At 64.2% G+C, this 18,238-nt stretch carries 14 protein-coding genes; 9 read left to right on the plus strand and 5 right to left on the minus strand.

The genetic code is table 11. The annotated features are described in order from the left end of the window. The 8 genes from VLR48_RS14395 to oadA all read left to right on the plus strand — a co-directional run. Positions 1–1,949 (plus strand): dynamin family protein (locus tag VLR48_RS14395; RefSeq protein WP_325292454.1); only part of this gene is annotated, 1,949 nt, incomplete at its 5' end. After that, a complete protein-coding gene (locus VLR48_RS14400; RefSeq protein WP_325292455.1) occupies positions 1,949–3,646 on the plus strand; it encodes a dynamin family protein in 1,698 nt (565 codons plus the stop codon). The genes VLR48_RS14395 and VLR48_RS14400, both read left to right, overlap by 1 nt. Continuing rightward, positions 3,621–4,004, plus strand: a complete 384-nt coding sequence (locus tag VLR48_RS14405) for a hypothetical protein (protein ID WP_325292456.1) — start codon at positions 3,621–3,623, stop codon at positions 4,002–4,004. Before VLR48_RS14400 ends, VLR48_RS14405 begins: the two co-directional genes overlap by 26 nt. A 390-nt stretch (positions 4,005–4,394) precedes the next feature. Beyond that, positions 4,395–6,644 (plus strand): phosphoketolase, encoded by a 2,250-nt coding sequence (locus VLR48_RS14410; RefSeq protein WP_325292457.1) that lies wholly within the window; start codon positions 4,395–4,397, stop codon positions 6,642–6,644. A gap of 157 nt (positions 6,645–6,801) precedes the next feature. Further along, positions 6,802–8,145, plus strand: a complete 1,344-nt coding sequence (locus tag VLR48_RS14415; protein WP_325292458.1) for a four-carbon acid sugar kinase family protein — start codon at positions 6,802–6,804, stop codon at positions 8,143–8,145. A gap of 109 nt (positions 8,146–8,254) precedes the next feature. Beyond that, positions 8,255–8,779: a DUF29 domain-containing protein gene (locus VLR48_RS14420; RefSeq protein WP_325292459.1), complete on the plus strand. Its 525-nt coding sequence runs from the start codon at positions 8,255–8,257 to the stop codon at positions 8,777–8,779. A 123-nt stretch (positions 8,780–8,902) separates the two neighbouring features. Continuing rightward, positions 8,903–10,321 carry an acetyl-CoA carboxylase biotin carboxylase subunit gene (locus VLR48_RS14425; protein ID WP_325292460.1) on the plus strand — a complete coding sequence of 473 codons (1,419 nt, stop codon included), beginning with the start codon at positions 8,903–8,905 and terminating at the stop codon, positions 10,319–10,321. 25 nt (positions 10,322–10,346) lie between these two features. After that, a complete protein-coding gene (gene oadA / locus VLR48_RS14430) occupies positions 10,347–12,170 on the plus strand; it encodes a sodium-extruding oxaloacetate decarboxylase subunit alpha (RefSeq protein ID WP_325292461.1) in 1,824 nt (607 codons plus the stop codon). 214 nt (positions 12,171–12,384) lie between these two features. Here oadA and VLR48_RS14435 read toward each other — a convergent pair whose 3' ends face one another. From VLR48_RS14435 to VLR48_RS14455, 5 genes are all read right to left on the minus strand, one after another. After that, the gene (locus VLR48_RS14435; RefSeq protein WP_325292462.1) at positions 12,385–13,725 is read right to left on the minus strand and encodes an MFS transporter; all 1,341 of its coding nucleotides are present in this window, start codon (positions 13,723–13,725) and stop codon (positions 12,385–12,387) included. Beyond that, positions 13,722–14,936 (minus strand): YbfB/YjiJ family MFS transporter, encoded by a 1,215-nt coding sequence (locus VLR48_RS14440; RefSeq protein ID WP_325292463.1) that lies wholly within the window; start codon positions 14,934–14,936, stop codon positions 13,722–13,724. Before VLR48_RS14440 ends, VLR48_RS14435 begins: the two co-directional genes overlap by 4 nt. After that, on the minus strand, positions 14,933–15,430 hold the full coding sequence (locus VLR48_RS14445; protein WP_325292464.1) for a DUF2919 family protein: 498 nt from the start codon (positions 15,428–15,430) through the stop codon (positions 14,933–14,935). The genes VLR48_RS14440 and VLR48_RS14445 overlap by 4 nt, the downstream gene beginning before the upstream one ends. A 73-nt stretch (positions 15,431–15,503) precedes the next feature. After that, the gene (locus VLR48_RS14450; RefSeq protein ID WP_325292465.1) at positions 15,504–15,884 is read right to left on the minus strand and encodes a hypothetical protein; all 381 of its coding nucleotides are present in this window, start codon (positions 15,882–15,884) and stop codon (positions 15,504–15,506) included. A gap of 265 nt (positions 15,885–16,149) precedes the next feature. Then, positions 16,150–17,199, minus strand: a complete 1,050-nt coding sequence (locus VLR48_RS14455) for a thioredoxin family protein (protein ID WP_325292466.1) — start codon at positions 17,197–17,199, stop codon at positions 16,150–16,152. A gap of 394 nt (positions 17,200–17,593) precedes the next feature. Here VLR48_RS14455 and VLR48_RS14460 point away from each other — a divergent pair, with 394 nt between their 5' ends. Continuing rightward, a complete protein-coding gene (locus VLR48_RS14460) occupies positions 17,594–18,190 on the plus strand; it encodes a TMEM165/GDT1 family protein (RefSeq protein ID WP_325292467.1) in 597 nt (198 codons plus the stop codon). The last annotated feature ends 48 nt before the right edge of the window (positions 18,191–18,238 follow it).

An 18,238-nucleotide genomic window follows, 5' to 3' on the forward strand; every position in this document is an offset into this window, starting at 1 on the left:
GTAAGCAACAGCTTCAGGACCATTACGAGCGGCTCATCGCGCTGATCGCGGAACGCGGGGTGGTGCCTGAACCCGAAGCGGACCTGGCCTTGCTGCGCGGCGCTCGGGACGCGCTGGCCGGAGACCTGCTGTTCCGGGTGCTCTGCGTCGGCGACTTCAGCACGGGCAAGAGCAGCTTCATCAACCGCTTCCTGCTGGAGCAGAACCTGTTGCCGGCGTGGGCCTGGCCTACCACGACACTGCCGACCCGGATCCGCTTCGGCGCGCAGACGCGGGCCATCCGCTTTCGGCCCTCCATGCAGGAGGGTGCGGACCTGGAGGCCGAGGAGGTGACGGAGAACATCGCGGAGACCCTGAAAAACTGGGTCTCTACCGCCGCAAAGGACAAGGTAACTGATGGCGCACTCCCGGTCATCGTCGAGGCCCCCGCGCCCCGGCTCGCCGCCGGGGTTGAGATTGTTGATGCCCCGGGGCTCGATGACCCTGATGGCGCTTTCCCGGTCATCGTCGAGGTCCCCGCGCCCCGGCTCGCCGCCGGGGTTGAGATCGTTGATGCCCCGGGACTCAATGACCCGAACCCCGAGCGCATGAAATTGACGCTGGACTATCTGCATCAGGCCGATGGGGTGCTCTTCTTCATCAACGCAGACAAACCCTGGACCAAGTATCAGAAGGACTTCTTCGACGGTGAGCTCCTGACCCGCGACCTGCTCGGTCGACTCTTCATCATCGTCAATTACTGGGATTGCGTCCCCCCATCGGAGCGCGAGGAGGTTCTGGACTATATCCGCCAGCAGGTCCAGGCGTCGCTGGCCAGGAGAGGGACGGCCTTGACCGGCCAGCCCCTCCCGATCCTGCCGGTCTCGGCTAAGACCGGCGAGAACGCCGCGTTGATTCAGCAAGAGGTCTGGGATGTCCTTGGCGCCCGCAAGTCGACGGATGTGCTGGCGTTGCGGATTGCTCGCTTCAACCAGGAGGTCGCGAAATATCTCGGAATACTCGAACACCGCCTCGCCCTGCTCGGCCTGGACGCCCGGGGCCAATCGCGCCGACGCGCTCAGTTGCAGCAGGAGATCAAGGACTACGAGCAGCAGCGCGAGGTCTTCCTCGCAGGGCTCAGTCGGTTGCTCGCAGTCGAGTTTCAGTCCTACCGGGCAGATTTCCAGCGGCTCTTCGAAGGGCTGGAGGCCGATGTCGCAGCCCTGCAACAGGAGGCCCTCGCCGTGCGCTCGGCCAAGGATGTCAACGACCTTCTCGCCCAACGCATCAGCCGGCTGCAGAAGCAGGCGGCCCGACAGATGAGCGATCTTGACGCCGCCTTTCTCACGCGTCTCAAGGCCACGATCGAACAGCAGAAGGCCGACATTCGCGCCCTGCCGAGCACCGCCGTCACGATCGAGGAATATGTGCTGCGCTGGCAGGGTCTGGACGGCAACCCCCTCGCGGAGGCCGCCCCACTCGCCGGCGGGGTCGGTCTCGCCGGACTACTGTTGGGTGCGGGCACACTGTGGCAGACCGCGACCCTGACCACGGCGACCCCCGGCATCCTGGCCACTGTCGGCACCTTTATCACCGGTGCGCCCGCGGCGGCCACCTCCAGTTTCATGCTCCTCGGGGTGCCGGCGATCGCCATCGGCGGCCTGCTGGTCGCGGCGGCCTTCTTTCTGCGGCGGAACGACCAGAGCAAACTCGCGGAGCAGGTACGCGCTGCCTGTGCTCAACTGGCCGAGCGCGTCGAGGATGAGAAATGGAAGACCCTCGTCCAGCTTAAGACCAATCAGGCCCAGCGCATCGCGCAGATCTGCGCGGACGTGGACGATGACATCAGCCTCGCCTGGCGGGAGAAGATTGCGGAACTGGACGCCATCCAGCACATCGAGGATCAGGGTGCCGCGCTCCGTGCGCTGCGCGATGCCATTGAGCGGCTGACCCTGCGGGTGAATCCATGATGAACCAATCCATGAAGGGCGGGGTGCTCCGCAATGACCAGCGCGTCATCCTGGCAGGCAGGATCGACAAGACCATCGCCGGGCATCACCCGTCCATCGGCGAGATCACCCGCCGCATTCAACACCTGGCGCGGGAACCGCTGACCGTGGTCGTGATGGGTGAATTCAGCGCCGGCAAGTCCAGCTTTCTGAACCGACTGCTCGGGACCGACGCGCTGCCGGTCGCGATCCTGCCGAAGACCGCGACCATCACCCGGCTTGTTTACGGGGCATCGGACACTGCAGGGCCGGTCGAGATCGACCGGGAGGTCGCCGATGGCATCGAGACGGCGATAATCAGCCATCAGGACTTTGCCGAGCTGCAACGGGCCGCCAGGCTCCACGACATCGCCGTGGCACAGGATCTTGCGCGCATTCGCGAGGTCCGCGTCTTCCTGGACGAGCCGCTGCTGACCCGGCTGCAACTGGTCGATACCCCCGGATTCAATCACGATCTGGCGATGGACAACCGCACGCTCGGCATTCTCGACAGCGCCGATCTCGTGCTCTGGATCACCGATGCGCTGCAGCCGGCCAAGCAGACCGAATTCGAGAAGCTGCGGCTGCTCAAGGAACGGGCCAAGCGCATCTGGCTGATCGTCAATAAGGCAGACGTCAACGTGGCCGATGCCGCTGCCTGGGAGGAATCCCGTCGCAGCCTCGAGCACTACTTCGGCGACATCGGCTTTCTGGACTTCTTCGAGTCCCGGTCCGTGGAGTTGATCTCCTGCCGGCAGACCGATGACTTCTGGACCGGCAGGTTCGAGCAGACCAAGTCCCGTCTGGGTGCGGACATCTTCAATCTGGATACCCTGTGGTCCAGCAACCTGGTCGGAGACGAGTGGCAGCGCCTCGGCGCGGCACTGACCGACGAGGCCGCGCGGTATCAGGAACTGGAGCGGCGCTGTGACGCCCTGCATGCCCTCACCGATGTCGAAGACCTCGCGGTGCGACATCTCGGCGCGCTGCACGCGGCTTTGGCAACGCGGATCATGGTGCTGAACGACGCGCTTTGGCATCACGGCGCTGATGGGCGTCAAACCTTGCAGTTGGGGATCGCATCGGTGAACTCCTTTGTCATGGAATACACCCGCGCACCGCTGGTGGCGGCGTTTCATGCGCTGGCCTGCGTCTATGACGAATGTCTCGCCGACTGGCGGATCGAGCACCTGACGGAGTCCATTGGTTTGCTCGACGTGGTGCAGGGTACCCTGCCCGCTGAGCAGGCGGCCCTTCGCACCGATGTGCTGGCTCTGCGCGATTATGACCGACTGCTGCGAGGGCGACTGATCGATGCCAGCGACCGCATCAGTGACCTCAGTCTGCCTGCGCTGGAACGTACGGTGGAGCTGCTCGGTCACCTGGGTGTCCAGTTCGATGCCTTCGATTGGCGATTTTCCCTCAGTATCGACGAGGATAAGGTGTTGCCGGTAGGGGTCTCCGGCACCGTGCCAAGCCTGTCCAAGTACCGCCAACAACAACTGCAAGCGGCCCTGGAACGGGATTTCCGGCTCGACCTTGAACGCATCGCCCGCGAACCTTGCTGCGTTGGCCTGCTTGCGCGATTGACCGACCTGCACCAGGGGACGGGCGAACGCCTGACCAAGGCTCACCAGATCTGGAGTGACCATGATGCAACCTGCCCTGACGTTGACTGAACAGGAGCGCCTCTGCTTCATGCAGGCGCTCGACGCGGTGGCCTGGGCAGTGGTCTGGCAAAGCAACGATCAACCCGGACGTCAATGGCAGAGCCTGCTGCGCGACTTGGGCAACCTGCTGGCGGTGGCCGCGGCCGACCACAAGTTCAGGGCAGGCGCCCCCGGCATTGCCGAGAAGGTCAATCAGATCGGCAATCCGCGCGCGCGACTGTACTTCCTTCGCGTGATTCACGATGTTTATCACAGCGAATTCGACAGCTTGGCCGAAGTCTTCTTTGCCGAGGGACAAAGGATAGCGTGCAGGAAGGGGTTTCTGCCCGTCTACAACCAACTGATCGACGCCATCCGTCTTGACTGACAGCCGCGCCACGAAAGCTCCTCTTCGGCAAACCCGGCGCACGGGAGAACAAGCGGCTTTCCAGAAAGGCGTGGCAGGCTGATTCAGTCTCTTTGTCTTCGTAAACAGGGGCTCTCCCGACGGGTTCCATCGTCCAAGCACCCCCGAGGGAACGTCGCAATCGCAATATTTTACATTGCGAAATCAAATATTAGCGGCCGTTTTTCGGGCGAGAATAACTTACATTATTGATTTTAATATAATATTTCTCGCTCGCGAGAAATATTCCGTATTGTGAAATAGATTACCTATTGCGGAATCTCCTCCGCGTTTCTAGTTTGCATCCAACGCCGCGGCGCATCTGTGATCCCGGCCGACGCGACAACCGACCAGAAACGAGGAGACACACCCATGACCGCATCCGCCAATACCCCGGCCCAGACGACGACACCCGCCTTCTGCAACGGCGTGCTGCACTTTTCCAACCTGCCGCCCGACTTCGAGCGCCTCGGCGCACGTCCGGCGATCCCGGAGGGCGCCCATCGGATCGAGGCGATCGACGACGCGGCGGTCTTTCAGACCCGGCTGATGGCGGATGCCCTGCGCTACACGACCCTGCAGCTCTGTGCGTCCAAGGAGTCCGGGCATCCGGGCGGCTTTGCCAGCTCGGCCGATGCCTATGCGGCGCTGGTGATGCTCGGGCACACCAACATCCTGACCGAGGTCGGTCACCACGCGCCGGGCTTCTACAGCGCCATGTTCCTGGACGGCTCGCTGGAGGCGATGGGCATCAGCGACATGCATCAGCTCCAGACGCGCTTCCGCGAGCGCGACGGGCTGCTCGGTCACATCTCGGGTGCCATCCCCGGTCTGCTCGCCCCGGCCGGTCCGCTCGGCCAGGGTCAGCACTTCGCGATGGCTGCGGCCTATCTGCATCGCGAGACGCTCTTCCCCGTGACGATCGGCGACGGCGGCTTGGGCGAGCCCTACATCCTCTCGGCCTTCAAGCACTTCCACACCGCCTATCCGGAGGTGACGAACTTCCTGCCGGTGCTGATCTGGAACGGTTTCAGCCAAGAGCATCACTCGATGGTCTCGCTGATGGACAACGAGCGGATGCTGGCCTACTGGCGTGCGAACGACTTCGGCCGGGTGATCCTCATCGACGCGAAGGACTACGACGATGCCGGGCAGGAGGGCGACTATGTCGACAGCACGCTGTTCGGCGACGCCGCCCGTTCGGCCTTCACCCGCGCGGTGCTCGAAGGCATGCAGGAGGCCGAGACGTCCGCGCTCGGCGGCACCATGACCTGCTTCATCGTCAAGCAGCTCAAGGGCGCGGGTGTCCATGCCACGGGTGCCAAGTCGCACAATCTCTATCCGGGCGACAACGCGACCAAGCCGAACATCGCCGCTGCACTGGAGCGCGGCGCGCTGGCCCCCGAAGCCTGGGCATTGGTGCGGACCAACATGCAGCGCGCCGGCGGCGGCCCGGCCGGCGACACCGCGGTGACCGAGTCCGAGCGGGTGCCGAGCGACATCGGGACCTTGCCGACCCGCGCCTTCGCCGTGGGTGAGAAGGCGGTGCCGGCCAGCGCCATGGCCGAGATGGTGGCCGAGCTGGGTCGGCGCGATCCGCTGTTCGTGGTGACCAACGCCGACGGCAACGAGGCGTCGAACATGAAGGCGATCAACGAGGCCCTGAAGATCCGCCATCCGACCGAAGACGGGCTCTACAACCAGTCACCGACCGGCCAGGTCTACGAGCCGCTGAGCGAGGACGCCTGTGCCGGATTCGCGGCCGGTCTGGCCCTGTTCGGCGGGCGTTCGCTCTGGCTGTCCTACGAGAGTTTTGCGATCAACGGCTGGCCGATCGTGCAGACCGTCGGCCAGGCGATGGCGGAGCTGCGGCGCAAGACCCCGGCCCTGGTGTCCATGTTCACGGCCGGCGCGCTGGAGCAGGGCCGTAACGGCTGGACCCATCAGCGCCCGGAGATCGAGAACTATATCGGCGGTCAGATGCGCAACGGCAACGTCTACCTGCTCTATCCGGCGGACGCCAACCAGATGCAGGCGGCCTACGGCTGGGCGACCGAGCAGTTCAACAAGTGCATCAGCATCATCGCGTCCAAATCGGCGCTGCCGGTCTATTCGACCCCGGAGCAGGCGCGCGAGGCGATCGAGCAAGGTGCTGTCTGTCTCGCCGATAGCGGACAGGGTTCGGCCGGTACCGTGGTCTTCGCGGTGACCGGGGACATGGTCGCGTTGCCGGTCTTTGCGGCCAAGGAGACCCTGGAGGCCGCGGGCTATCGGGTGCGGATTGTGGCGGTGGTCAACCCGCGTCGGCTCTATCGTCCGAGCGATGTGGCCTGGCGCCATTCGGCCGAGCCGGACGATCGCTTCATGTCCGATGCGGACTTCCAGGCGCTCTTCGACGGCGACGCGCTGATCGGCGTGAGCGGCGGCGGCACGGTCGCCCTGGAGCCGGTGCTTCTGCGGAGTCGAGCCGCCGCGCGCGACCTGTTCGGATGGCAGCGCGGGGAGACGACGGCGAGCCCGGCCGAGATCATGGCCTTCAACGGCATCACGGCCGATTCGCTCGATCGGCGTGCCCGCGACCTGATCGCGGCGGCTCGGCCCGCGCTCGACAGCGCCGCCTGACCGGAGACGTCCAGCGATCGGCGCACGCTTCGCGCGTGCGCCGAAAGGCAAGCTGCCACGGAGGCACACGGAAGGCACGGATTAAGAGAGACGACCCTCATCGTCCGTGTGCTTGCGTGGCACAAATCCCAATGTTCGTCGGGCGGAGATGACTCTCATGACCAGCCACCCAAACACCAAGATCATCGTCATCGACGACGACCCGACCGGGTCCCAAACCGTCCACGGCTGTCTGCTGTTGACGCGCTGGGATCCGGATACCCTGATCGATGCGTTTCACGATTCCTCGCCGCTCTTCTTCGTCCTGAGCAATACACGCGGGATGGACGCCGCGGAGGCGGCGCGGGTGACGCGCGAGATCTGCGTGAACCTGCGCACGGCGATGGATCGGCTCGCGGCGGATGGTCGGCCTGTTCAGCCATTAATCGTCAGCCGCTCCGACTCCACCCTACGCGGCCATTATCCGGTCGAGACAGACGTGATCGCCGAGGAGCTCGGCCCCTTCGATGCCCACTTTCTGGTGCCGGCCTTCTTCGAGGGCGGACGGATCACGCGCGATGGCGTCCACTATCTGATCGTCGACGGGGTGCCGGTCCCTGTGAACGAGACCGAGTTTGCACGCGACTCGGTGTTCGGATTCAGCCATGCCTTCCTGCCCGACTATGTGGAGGAGAAGACCGGCGGGCGCATTGCGGCGCAGGCCGTCGAGCGTTTCGGTCTGGAGGATGTCCGTGGCGACTTGGGACCACGGCTGCGCGCCTTGACCGGGAACGTCTGCGGCGTTGTGGATGCCGAGCGCCCGTCGGATCTCGACGGCTTTGCCCGACAGGTCCTGGACGCGGCAGGCGAGGGCAAGCGCTTCCTTTTTCGGAGCGCGGCGAGCCTGCTCACCGCGCTCGCCGCACTGCCGCCCCAGCCGGTCGCCCCGGCGGCCATGTCGACCTATGTCCGAGACGGGCGGCCGGGCGCGGTCTTGATGGGCTCCCATGTCGAGAAGTCGACCCGGCAGCTTCGGCATCTCATCGATCACACTAACGTCGTCCCGATCGAGATCGACCTGGATCGCCTGCTCGTCGACGAGGACGCCCTGCTGACGGATCTCCTCAGCCGGCTCGAGACCGCCCGGCAGCAGGGACGCGGCGTCGTGCTCTTTACCAGCCGCGGCGAGCGGCAGTTTCCGAGCGCGGCGGAGCGTCTCGCCTTCGGCGAGCGGGTCTCCGGTTTTCTGGTCAAGATCGTGCGAAACCTGCCGCAGGAGATCGGCTTCCTGATCAGCAAGGGCGGCATCACGTCCAACGACACCCTGAGCCACGGCCTGGCGCTGCGCACCGCAAGGGTGCTCGGACAGATTCGCGCCGGCTGCTCGGTGGTGCGCTGTCCGAAGGATCATCCGCGCTATCCGGATCTGCCGGTCGTGATCTTTCCGGGCAATGTGGGCGGGGACGAGGCGCTGACGGAGGCTTATGAGATCCTCGCAGACCCTAAACCGCGCCAAGTGTGACCCACGACGTCTTCACGGGGATGCGCGCTCGGCGCGACTTCCGGACCTCGGAGTCGACGCGGTTTAGAGGATTTAAACTGGAGTTGTGGTGGTTTGACGGGCTGTATCGGTGCCGACCATACTCATGGGTGTCACCATCATGATCCGGGGCCGGGCGATGCCGAGACCGCAACCCATTGTGCAGGATGACGCTCGCGCGTCCTATCCCGCCTACGACGACGACCTGGTCGGGTGGGCTGCGGCGAATGCCGCCTTACTCAGAGCAGGCCGTCTCTCGCAGGTGGACGGCTTGCACCTTGCCGAGGAGTTGGAGGACTTGGGAAAGAGCGAGCGCCGGTCCCTCACAAGCCATCTGGTCAACCTGATGCTGCACCTTCTGAAATGGCAGCTTCAGCCCGGGTTGCAGGACCCGAGTTGGCGGCTCTCGGTCAACAATGACCGCGCGGCGGCTGCCGAGATCCTCGACGACAGCCCGAGTCTGCGCCCGGCCTTGCCGGCTCTCATCGATAAGGCTTACCCGCTTGCCCATCGCAACGCACTCGCCGAAACCGGGCTTCCCGAGGCGACGTTTCCGCAGGATTGCCCCTACGCAATCGAGCAGTTGCTCGACGATGGTTTTTGGCCGGAGTCTTAATCCCGCCGTCGAATCCCTTGCAGAATCCCCCCCATTCGTTATATTGCTGCGCAGCAGCATAGACGCGAGCCGATCTCGCCCCGTTTCCTTGGCCGTTTCGACGGTCGCTCCAGAGGCAAACCGATGCTTCGAAAGATCCTGATCGCCAATCGCGGCGAGATCGCGGTGCGTGTGATTCGCGCCTGTGCCGAGATGGGCATCCGCTCGGCGGCCATCTACTCGGACGCCGATCGTCATTCGCTCCACGTCAAGAAGGCGGACGAGGCCTACTGCTTGGGCAGCGACCCGCTGGCCGGCTATCTCAACGTCCACAACATCGTGAATCTTGCTGTCGCGACCGGTTGCGACGCAGTCCATCCGGGCTATGGCTTTCTGTCTGAAAACCCGGAGCTTGCGCGTGCCTGCGTGCGGCGTGGTCTGACCTTTATCGGTCCGACCGCCGAGGTGATCGCCCGCATGGGCGACAAGACCGAGGCGCGCCTCGCGATGCAGAAGGCCGGTGTTCCGGTCACGCCCGGCAGCCCGGGCAACCTCGAAAACTTGGAAGCCGCATTGCGCTGTGCCGAGGAGATCGGCTATCCGGTCATGCTCAAGGCGACCTCGGGCGGCGGCGGGCGCGGGATCCGGCGTTGCGACGATCCCCAAGCGCTGCGCAACAACTACGAGCGCGTCATCTCCGAGGCCACCAAAGCGTTCGGACGGGCCGAGGTCTTCCTCGAGCGCTGCGTCGTCAACCCGCGGCACATCGAGGTGCAGATCCTCGGCGATCATCACGGCAACTGCGTGCATCTGTTCGAGCGCGACTGCTCCATCCAGCGGCGCAACCAGAAGCTGATCGAGATCGCGCCCTCGCCGCAGCTCGACGAGGCGCAGCGCCAGTACGTCAACGGGCTGGCCGTCCTCGCGGCGCGCGCCGTGGGTTACACCAATGCGGGCACCGTCGAGTTCTTGCTGGACGACGACGGGCGCTTCTATTTCATGGAGATGAACACCCGCATCCAGGTCGAGCACACGATTACCGAAACCATCACCGGCGTGGACCTCGTCGAGGAGCAGATCCGTATCGCGGCAGGTTTGCCGCTGCGCTTCAAGCAGCATGAGATCGGCCGCCGCGGTTACGCCATTCAGTTTCGCGTCAACGCCGAAGACCCGAAGAACAACTTCCTGCCCAGCTTCGGGCGCATCTCGCGCTACTACGCCCCCGGCGGCCCGGGCGTGCGGACCGACGGGGCCATCTACACCGGCTATACCGTCCCGCCGCACTATGATTCCATGCTGGCCAAGGTGATCGTCTGGGCGCTCAACTGGGACGACGTGGTCAACCGCAGTCACCGCGCACTGCGCGACATGGGGCTCTACGGCGTGAAGACGACCATCCCCTTTTATCAAGAGATCCTGCGCCATCCGGATTTTCGCTCCGGACACTTCAATACCGGATTCCTCGAGGCGCATCCGGAGCTTCTGAACTACTCGACCAAGCGCCGCCGCGAAGACATCGCCGCCGCCCTCGCCGCCGCCGTCGCGGCGCATGCGGGTCTCTAATACCGAACCGAGCCGAGATCGACACATGCCCAAGATCAACATCACCGATGTCATTCTGCGCGATGCCCATCAATCTCTGATCGCCACGCGTATGCGCACAGAGGACATGTTACCGATCTGTCCAAAGCTGGATGCCATCGGCTACTGGTCTCTGGAATGCTGGGGCGGCGCGACCTTCGACGCCTGCGTGCGCTTCCTGAAAGAGGATCCCTGGGAGCGTCTGCGCAAGCTGCGCGAGGCACTGCCGAACACCCGGCTGCAGATGCTGTTGCGGGGTCAGAATCTTCTCGGCTACCGGCACTACTCGGACGACGTCGTGCGCGCCTTCGTCAAGCGCTCGGCCGAGAACGGCATGGATGTCTTCCGCATCTTCGACGCCCTGAACGACCTGCGCAATCTCAAGACCGCGGTCGAGGCGACCAAGGCCGCCGGCAAGCATGCGCAGGGCACCATCTGCTATACGGTCAGCCCGGTCCACGACGTGCCCGGCTTCGTGCGCATGGGCAAGGAGCTCGCCGCGATGGGGTGCGACTCCATCGCCGTCAAAGACATGGCAGGGTTGCTCACGCCCTTTGTCGCCGCCGATCTGGTCAAGGCCCTGAAGGACAGCGTCGATCTGCCGCTGCACCTGCATTCGCATGCGACCTCCGGCCTGGCGGACATGTGTCACCTCAAGGCGATCGAGAACGGCTGCGACACCATCGATACCGCCATCTCGTCCATGGCCGGCGGGACCTCCCATCCGCCGACCGAGAGCATGGTCGCCGCGCTTCGGGGTACCCCGTACGACACCGGCCTGGATCTCGAAGCGATCCAGGAGGTCGGCATGTACTTCTATCAGGTGCGCAAGAAATACCACCAGTTCGAGAGCGACTACACGGGTGTGGACACCCGGGTGCAGGTCAATCAGGTGCCCGGCGGCATGATCTCCAACCTGGCCAACCAGTTGAAGGAGCAGAACGCACTGGACCGGATGAGTGCGGTGCTCGCGGAGATCCCGTGCGTGCGCGAGGATCTGGGCTACCCGCCGCTGGTCACCCCGACCTCTCAAATCGTCGGCACCCAAGCGGTGCTCAACGTCCTGACCGAGAAGCGCTATCAGACCATCACCAACGAGGTGAAGCTCTATCTTCAGGGCCGTTACGGTCGCGCCCCGGCGCCCGTCAATCCGACCCTGCAACAGCAGGCGATCGGCGGCGAGGAGCTGGTCGAGTGTCGACCGGCCGATCTTCTGAAACCCGAGCTCGAACGCCTCGTCGAAGAGATCGGCGCGGTGGCGACGTCGGAGGAGGACACGCTGACCTATGCCATGTTCCCGGAGATCGGTCGGGCCTTCCTCGAGCACCGCGCCGCCGGGACCCTGCATCCCGAGCCGCTCGAGCCGCCGCCGAGTGCCGTCGGCGCCAAGTCCGCGCCCACGGAGTTCAACATTGCCGTGCATGGCGAGACCTATCACGTCAAGGTGACGGGCGCCGGTCACAAGGGCGTTGCGGAGCGTCACTTCTATCTGGACATCGACGGCATCCCCGAAGAGGTCCTGGTCGAGACCCTGGACGAGGTCGTCCTGACCGGCGGGGCAGACGGTGCGGTGAAGAAGGCAATCGCCGGCAAACGGCCGAAGCCGACCCAGCCCGGCCATGTGACCACCTCGATGCCGGGCAACATCGTCGATGTCCTGGTCAAGGAGGGCGAGACGGTGACGGCCGGTCAGTCGGTCCTGGTCACCGAGGCGATGAAGATGGAGACAGAGATCCAGGCGCCGATCGGTGGAACCGTGACGGGGATCTTCGTCGGCAAGGGCGACGCGGTGAATCCGGACGAGGTTTTGGTCGAGATCAGGCCGGCTTAAACCGCGTCCATCGGGGCATGTTGTGTCGACACGAATCGGTCGGGTGCCGGATTCCATGCACGTCGGAGTCGACGCGGTTTAAGGTGACTTAGAAAATGATTCACCGGCGTGTAGGGGCGAATTCATTCGCCCTTACTGTCTCTGCAGGTGTTCATGGCATGCGCAGTCGGGATATCTGCTCATTGAAATATCATGACTTTTTTGGGTCATGGGTCTACCAGGCCAACTCGCCGGCGTCGTGGGCCGCGGCAACCGCGCGTCCGCGGCCCTCATCGACGCGCAAGGCGACAACCAGGGCGATCGCGAACAAGAGCACACAAAACAGGATCGCGGTCTGCAGGCCCACCAGGACCTGCAGGAGTCCGATCGCGAGCAGACCGAACATTCCCGCCAGCTTCATCGACAGCCCCCAGAAGCCGAAGAGCTCGCCCGAGCGCGACAGTGGAGAGAAGAGTCCGACCAGGGTTCGGGTGGCAGACTGACAGGCGCCGAGGCTCAGACCTGCTAAACAGCCGACTACCAGAAAGATGTACTGCGCCTGCCAGTCGCGTCCCAGGACGTCGCGCGCCAGCTCGCTCAAGAGCGGCGTGAGATAGATGAGCGCGATCGCCAGCATCCACATGACCAAGGTGATCGCGTAGGTCCGCAGCGCCCCGAGCCGGTCTTGGATGAATCCGAATCCGAGCGCCCCGACGGCTGCGGTGATCTGCACCAGGACGAACATCAAGGTGCGCACCGACTCGTCCCAGCCGATGACCTGCGCCCCGTAGATAAAGGCATAGGCGATGATGATGTAGATGCCGCTCATCGAGAAGAAGACCGAGATGAAGAGCACGCCCAGGTCGCGATGGGTGCGCAGACGCGTCAGCGTCTCGCGGACCCGTGCCATCCCCATCCCCAGAAAACCGATTCCGGGCAGCAAAGCGCGCGGTCGCCCGCGCTCCTGAACCCAAAGGAAGGTCGGAATGGCCGCGATGAGGAAGAAGGCGGCGGCCCAGGGACCGACCCAACGGATACGCTCGAAGTTCTCGGCGCTGACATCGCCCAGGACCAGCAGCACGAAGACCGCCGAGACCATGCCGCCGACATAGCCCAACGCCCAACCGAATCCCGAGATCTTGCCCAGATCTTGAGGTGGACCAAGTCCCGGCAGAAAACTCGCAATGAAGGCCTCGCCGATCGAATAGGCGAAGTTCGAGACGATCAGCAGCAGCACGCCGAGCAGGGCATAGCCGGGTGCGACGAAATAGAGCGCCGCCGTCGCGATGACGGTCAGCAGATAGCTCGCGAACAGAAAACGCTTCTTGCTCGCCGTGTAATCCATGATGGCGCCCGCGATCGGGGAGCAGACCACCACCAGCAGATAGCTGGTGGAGAGCGCCAGGCTCCAGAGCAGGTTGCCGAGACGATAATCCGGCGCATCGCCGACGATGACGCGCGTGAAGAGGTCGCCGAAGACGACTGTGATGATGAGCAGCGTGTAGGCCTGGTTGGCGAAGTCGAACATCGCCCAACCGAAGATCTCGCGTTTCGATGCGCGGATGCGTGTCGTCATGTCGGACCTTGATGGATGGATGTTCTCGGGGGCGGCGGATGCGGTGCGAGTCGGGTCATGATCTGCAGACAAATGAGCCCCAGCACCATCAATCCGGCCACGACCAGCAGCGATCCGTCGAAGGTTCCGCTGACCTCGGCGACCTCGCCCGCGAGAACGGGTCCGAGGATCTGGGCGATCCCGTAACCGAGGGTCAAGCGCGCCATGATCTGCGCCGGATGCGCCGGATAACGCACGCCGACCATGGTCAGGACCAAGGAGACGATCCCGATGAATGTGAAGCCGAATAGGACGGCGCTGAGGACCGCGGCGAGGAGCGATCCGCTGATGACCGGCAGGACGATCCCGATGATCTGCAGACCATAGGCAATCTGGAGCGTACGCAGATAATCCAAGCGGCGGGCGATGCGGTCCCAGAGGATCGGCGCGGGGATTGCGGCCACGCCGACGAGGAGCCACATCCAATCGCCCAAACCCTGCAGGAACGGCTGCTGCTCGGTGATCAACACCGTGAAGGTCGCGTTGATGACATAGCCGAAACCGGCGCAGACATAGGCGCCTTGGAGCAGCCACAACCAGGACGCGCCGGGCTCGGGCGAGGCGCCCAGATGGCGGGGCGTGAGTGGTTGACCGCGATCGGGCGTCGGCAACCCCAGCCAAGCCGGGATCAACAGAACGGCGCCGACCAGTGTCAGGGCAATCCACTGACCTTGCCATGACCAGAAGAGTCCTGCGGCGGCGACCACCAGGACGCCGACCACGATCCCCAATCCGAGCCCGCTGAAATGCACCCCGAGCTCGCTGCGATGATCATGTCGGATCAGCCAGTTGAGGATCAGACCGGAGCCCAGCATCAGCCCCGCGGCACTGCTCAGACCGGCCAGATAACGGCTGACGCCCCAGAGGATCGGCGACTCCCCCATCCCCATCATCAGGGTCGTGATCACGGCCAAGAGCAGACCGGCCCGATAGAGCCTGTCCTTGATCCGAAGATCCTTGAGCCGACTGACGATCAAGACCCCGGAGAGGTAGCCGAGATAGTTCCAGCCGGCCAGCCAGCCGGCGAGGGCCTCGCCCATGCCCGTCTCGCTCTGCAGCACCGGAATCATGGGTGTGTAGGCGAAGCGCGCCACGCCCATGGTTAGGATCAGGGCGCAGATCCCGGATCCCAGAACGCTCCAGTGGCTCGGTTGATGGTCGGGGTGCTTCACGTGTCGTGGTACCCCGGACAGTCTCGAACGACATCCGCAACGAGGCGCGAGCGCCACAGATAGACCGGCACCGCGAGACTCAGCAGCAGCGAGATCAAGAGCGGCTCGTCGATTGCGTCGCGCAGCGGCATGCTCGCGTCCGTTAGTCTGAGCAGCAGAATGCCGACATAGATGAGAATCGACAGGGTGAGGATCTCCCGTGCACGTCGCCAAATCCGCCGTACCCAGTTCGGACAAGGTCGGCGCCGTCGGAATCCCGCAGCCATGACGAGCGCCGCGGGGAGATCGGCGACGACGAGTTCAGGACGCACGAGATTGCGCAACACCTCGATCTCCTCCCCGGTCGTCGGCAGAAAGGTAATCCCGAGCAGCAGCAGATGGCGCACCAGGAAGACCAGCGTCAGCCACAGCAGGACCGGGGCCTTCAGGAGCAGGTCGTCGTCGTAGCGATGGCTGGCGTAGCGCAGTCGGCGCCGGAGAGGCGCCACGCTCATCGCGCCACCGCGGCGGAGGATGATCGCGCTCCCCGGGGAACGCCATAGGACGCGGGTCGGCAGGGGGGTGCGCTCAAGGTGGCGGCGCCTGGTCGAGCTGCGCGTAGATGCAGTTCAACGCGGGCGTATTCTTGTCGGTCGGGAAGAATCCGTTGATGTCGGTTGCATAGGTCGTTCGGTCGATCCGGCCGTAATACAGCTTGCTGGTCTCGTCGAGGAAATAGTCGTTGTCGTCGCCATTGCTGACGTTGATGATGTAATTCAGGGGTTGATTGCCGAGCGACAGATGTCCGCAGGCATTGGCGACCTGATTGTAGAAGCCTTCTACACCCGGCTTCTCGATCAGGCTATCCGGTGCAACCAGGTCGCCGCCGCAGCCGGATAGCGCCAGCATGACGACGCCGGTCACAGCCAGTGTGGCCGGCATGCTTGCGTGCTCAAGGGCTTGCATCATTCATTCTCCTCGAGTTGAGACTGATCACTTATCGAATCCAGCTCGGGTCGAACGGACCCGGCTGAAACGCGCGATATTGCGCGACACCGTACGCCAAGTGATGCACGGATTGAAGAAAATTCAGCTCCGTCCACGCATCGAGAGGCCAGCCGGTACGGTCTCCGCGTTTGTCGAGCACGAGATCGGAGAATGTGTCGTCTAATGCGTCGGGGTCGCCCCGGACAAGATCGACCGGCTCGGCCAGATCGGCGGTGCGCGGGGCGCATCACTCGTCGGCGATCGAGACGTCTTTGCCGGCCGCCGTGAGCTCGGCGGTCTTCACGTCGATATAATCAAACGGGCTGTCGGGGTAGCGCTCGTAGTGGCGGCCGGCGACATACTCCAAGACGCCGCCGAAGTGGTAGCGGTAGAGCATGCTCTCGATCCGGGTAATCTCGCGTCCGCGGTCGAACAAGACGATGCTCGGGGTATATTGGATGCCCAGAGACTCGGCGAGCGCCTTGGGTGTCGTCGCGTTGCCCATCGGGTCGATGATGGGGGCCTCGGATCGCGCGTCGAGACGCACGAGGGTGAGGCCCGTCAGGATCTCGCGGATCTGCGGATCGGCCAAGTGGCCGTCGTGCAGGGTGTCGCAGGCCACGCAGGAGATGTCCTCGAACAAGAGGGCGAGGGGCCGGTCGGCGACGGCGGCGAGGTCGTCGATCGATTGGATCTGCGGATGCTCTCGGAAGCCGTAGACCTCGCTCCGGGGTTTGGCGGCGGCATAGTCGTTCAAGGTCTGTTTCAGATAAGCACGTTCATGCACGTAGTCGAGGACAACCTTGAAGTCATCGACATTGCGATAGCCGCTGACGCGCGCGACCGGACGGTTGGAGTCGTCCAGAAAGACGACCGTCGGGGTGAAGCGCACCTGATAGAGATCCGCGAGCTCCTTTTCGGACATCGACATCTCCTCGGTCACCGCCACCTCGCGATCGCCCTTCGTGTTCAGGGCGATGACGTCGAAATGCTCCTGGATGAAATCGCGATAGGGCGCCGTCGCGAAATTCTCCTGGATCAGCTTGTAGCAGTAGGGGCAGCCGTTCATCTCCATGATGAGGATGACGTGCTTGCCGGATTCGGCGGCCTCGCTCACGTCCTCGGGAAGGTCGAGAAAACTCTCTTTGAACCAGCTTGGATGGCTGAGCATCTTGGCGCCCGTGACCTCGCCGGTCGGCGTCTGCTCCTGCGCGGCGGCGGGGGCTGCGCAGAGGGCTGCAAGCAGCGAGCAAAGCGGCAGAAGCCTTGTCGGGGATTTCGGTGTCGTGCCGAGCATCGAGATGGGTCTCCTGTGCGGTGCATGGCGGTCGGTTGCCGATCCTAACCGGGAGGAGGGTCGCCGGGAAAGGCTCCCGCGACGGTGCCGACGCGCAAGAGCCGTTTGACAGGTCCGCGACAGCTCGCTAAATTCGCGCCCTCTTGAGGGGAGTAGTTGCCCTTGCGTCGTGGCCTTTGTCATGAGCAAGGGGCTCGTGTCAACACACTTGGCGAGTGCCCTTGGTTTTCTCGCCCGACCCCCGGCGACCTCACTTCATGCGTCCTTCTCCCGCGCTTTTTCGCCGCCCGAGACGTCTCGTCTCCGCCGACCCTATCCTCTGCACGACGCCCGTGCCTTCCGGCGAGTCTCCACTGCTGCTCGGCGATGTCGGCCGTGCGCGGAGGGCTTCGCGATGAGCGATCTTGCCCTGTCCGAGGTCTCCGGGTGGCTCTGGGCCGCGGTCACGACCTTCGGCGTGATCTTTCTGGCCGAGTTGGGCGATAAATCCCAGCTGGTCTGTATGACCCTGGCGGCCCGTCATCGTCGATGGCCCGTCTTGATCGGTGCGGTCGCGGCCTTCGTGGTTCTGAACAGCCTTGCCGTCGTTTTCGGCGTGGGGCTCGCGCAGTGGATCCCGGAGCGCGTTCTGGCGGGCGCCGTCGCCATCCTGTTCGCCGTGTTCGGGGTGCTCGCGTTGCGCGCCGAAGAGGCCGACGAGGACACGCCGCAGCGCAGCTGGAGCCATCAGGGTATCGTCATGGCGACCTTCTCGATGATCTTTCTTGCCGAGATGGGCGACAAGACCCAGTTGGCGGTTGCCGGCTTGGCCGTCACCTTGCCGCCCCTCGCGGTGTGGACCGGTGCAACCATTGCGTTGGCGCTGACCTCCGCGCTCGGCGTCTGGGTCGGCTGCCGCCTGCTGCAGGTCATGCCGCTTCATCGGCTCCATCAGCTGAGCGGTATGGTGTTTCTGATGCTTGCCGGGATCGCGCTGACACGCGTGTTTTGATTTAGCCGCCCGCCGCCGCCAAGCGGCGCGAAGCGGGAGATCCTTTCC

Origin of the sequence: Thiocapsa sp. (genome assembly GCF_035467215.1) — a bacterium.
Classification (GTDB): domain Bacteria; phylum Pseudomonadota; class Gammaproteobacteria; order Chromatiales; family Chromatiaceae; genus Thiocapsa.

Coding starts and splice junctions, on each gene's coding strand:
- VLR48_RS14400 (WP_325292455.1), top strand. CDS start 1,949: ATGAACCAATCCATGAAGGGCGGGGTGCTCCGCAATGACCAGCGCGTC.
- VLR48_RS14405 (WP_325292456.1), top strand. CDS start 3,621: ATGCAACCTGCCCTGACGTTGACTGAACAGGAGCGCCTCTGCTTCATG.
- VLR48_RS14410 (WP_325292457.1), top strand. CDS start 4,395: ATGACCGCATCCGCCAATACCCCGGCCCAGACGACGACACCCGCCTTC.
- VLR48_RS14415 (WP_325292458.1), top strand. CDS start 6,802: ATGACCAGCCACCCAAACACCAAGATCATCGTCATCGACGACGACCCG.
- VLR48_RS14425 (WP_325292460.1), top strand. CDS start 8,903: ATGCTTCGAAAGATCCTGATCGCCAATCGCGGCGAGATCGCGGTGCGT.
- oadA (WP_325292461.1), top strand. CDS start 10,347: ATGCCCAAGATCAACATCACCGATGTCATTCTGCGCGATGCCCATCAA.
- VLR48_RS14435 (WP_325292462.1), bottom strand. CDS start 13,725: ATGACGACACGCATCCGCGCATCGAAACGCGAGATCTTCGGTTGGGCG.
- VLR48_RS14445 (WP_325292464.1), bottom strand. CDS start 15,430: ATGAGCGTGGCGCCTCTCCGGCGCCGACTGCGCTACGCCAGCCATCGC.
- VLR48_RS14450 (WP_325292465.1), bottom strand. CDS start 15,884: ATGATGCAAGCCCTTGAGCACGCAAGCATGCCGGCCACACTGGCTGTG.
- VLR48_RS14455 (WP_325292466.1), bottom strand. CDS start 17,199: ATGCTCGGCACGACACCGAAATCCCCGACAAGGCTTCTGCCGCTTTGC.
- VLR48_RS14460 (WP_325292467.1), top strand. CDS start 17,594: ATGAGCGATCTTGCCCTGTCCGAGGTCTCCGGGTGGCTCTGGGCCGCG.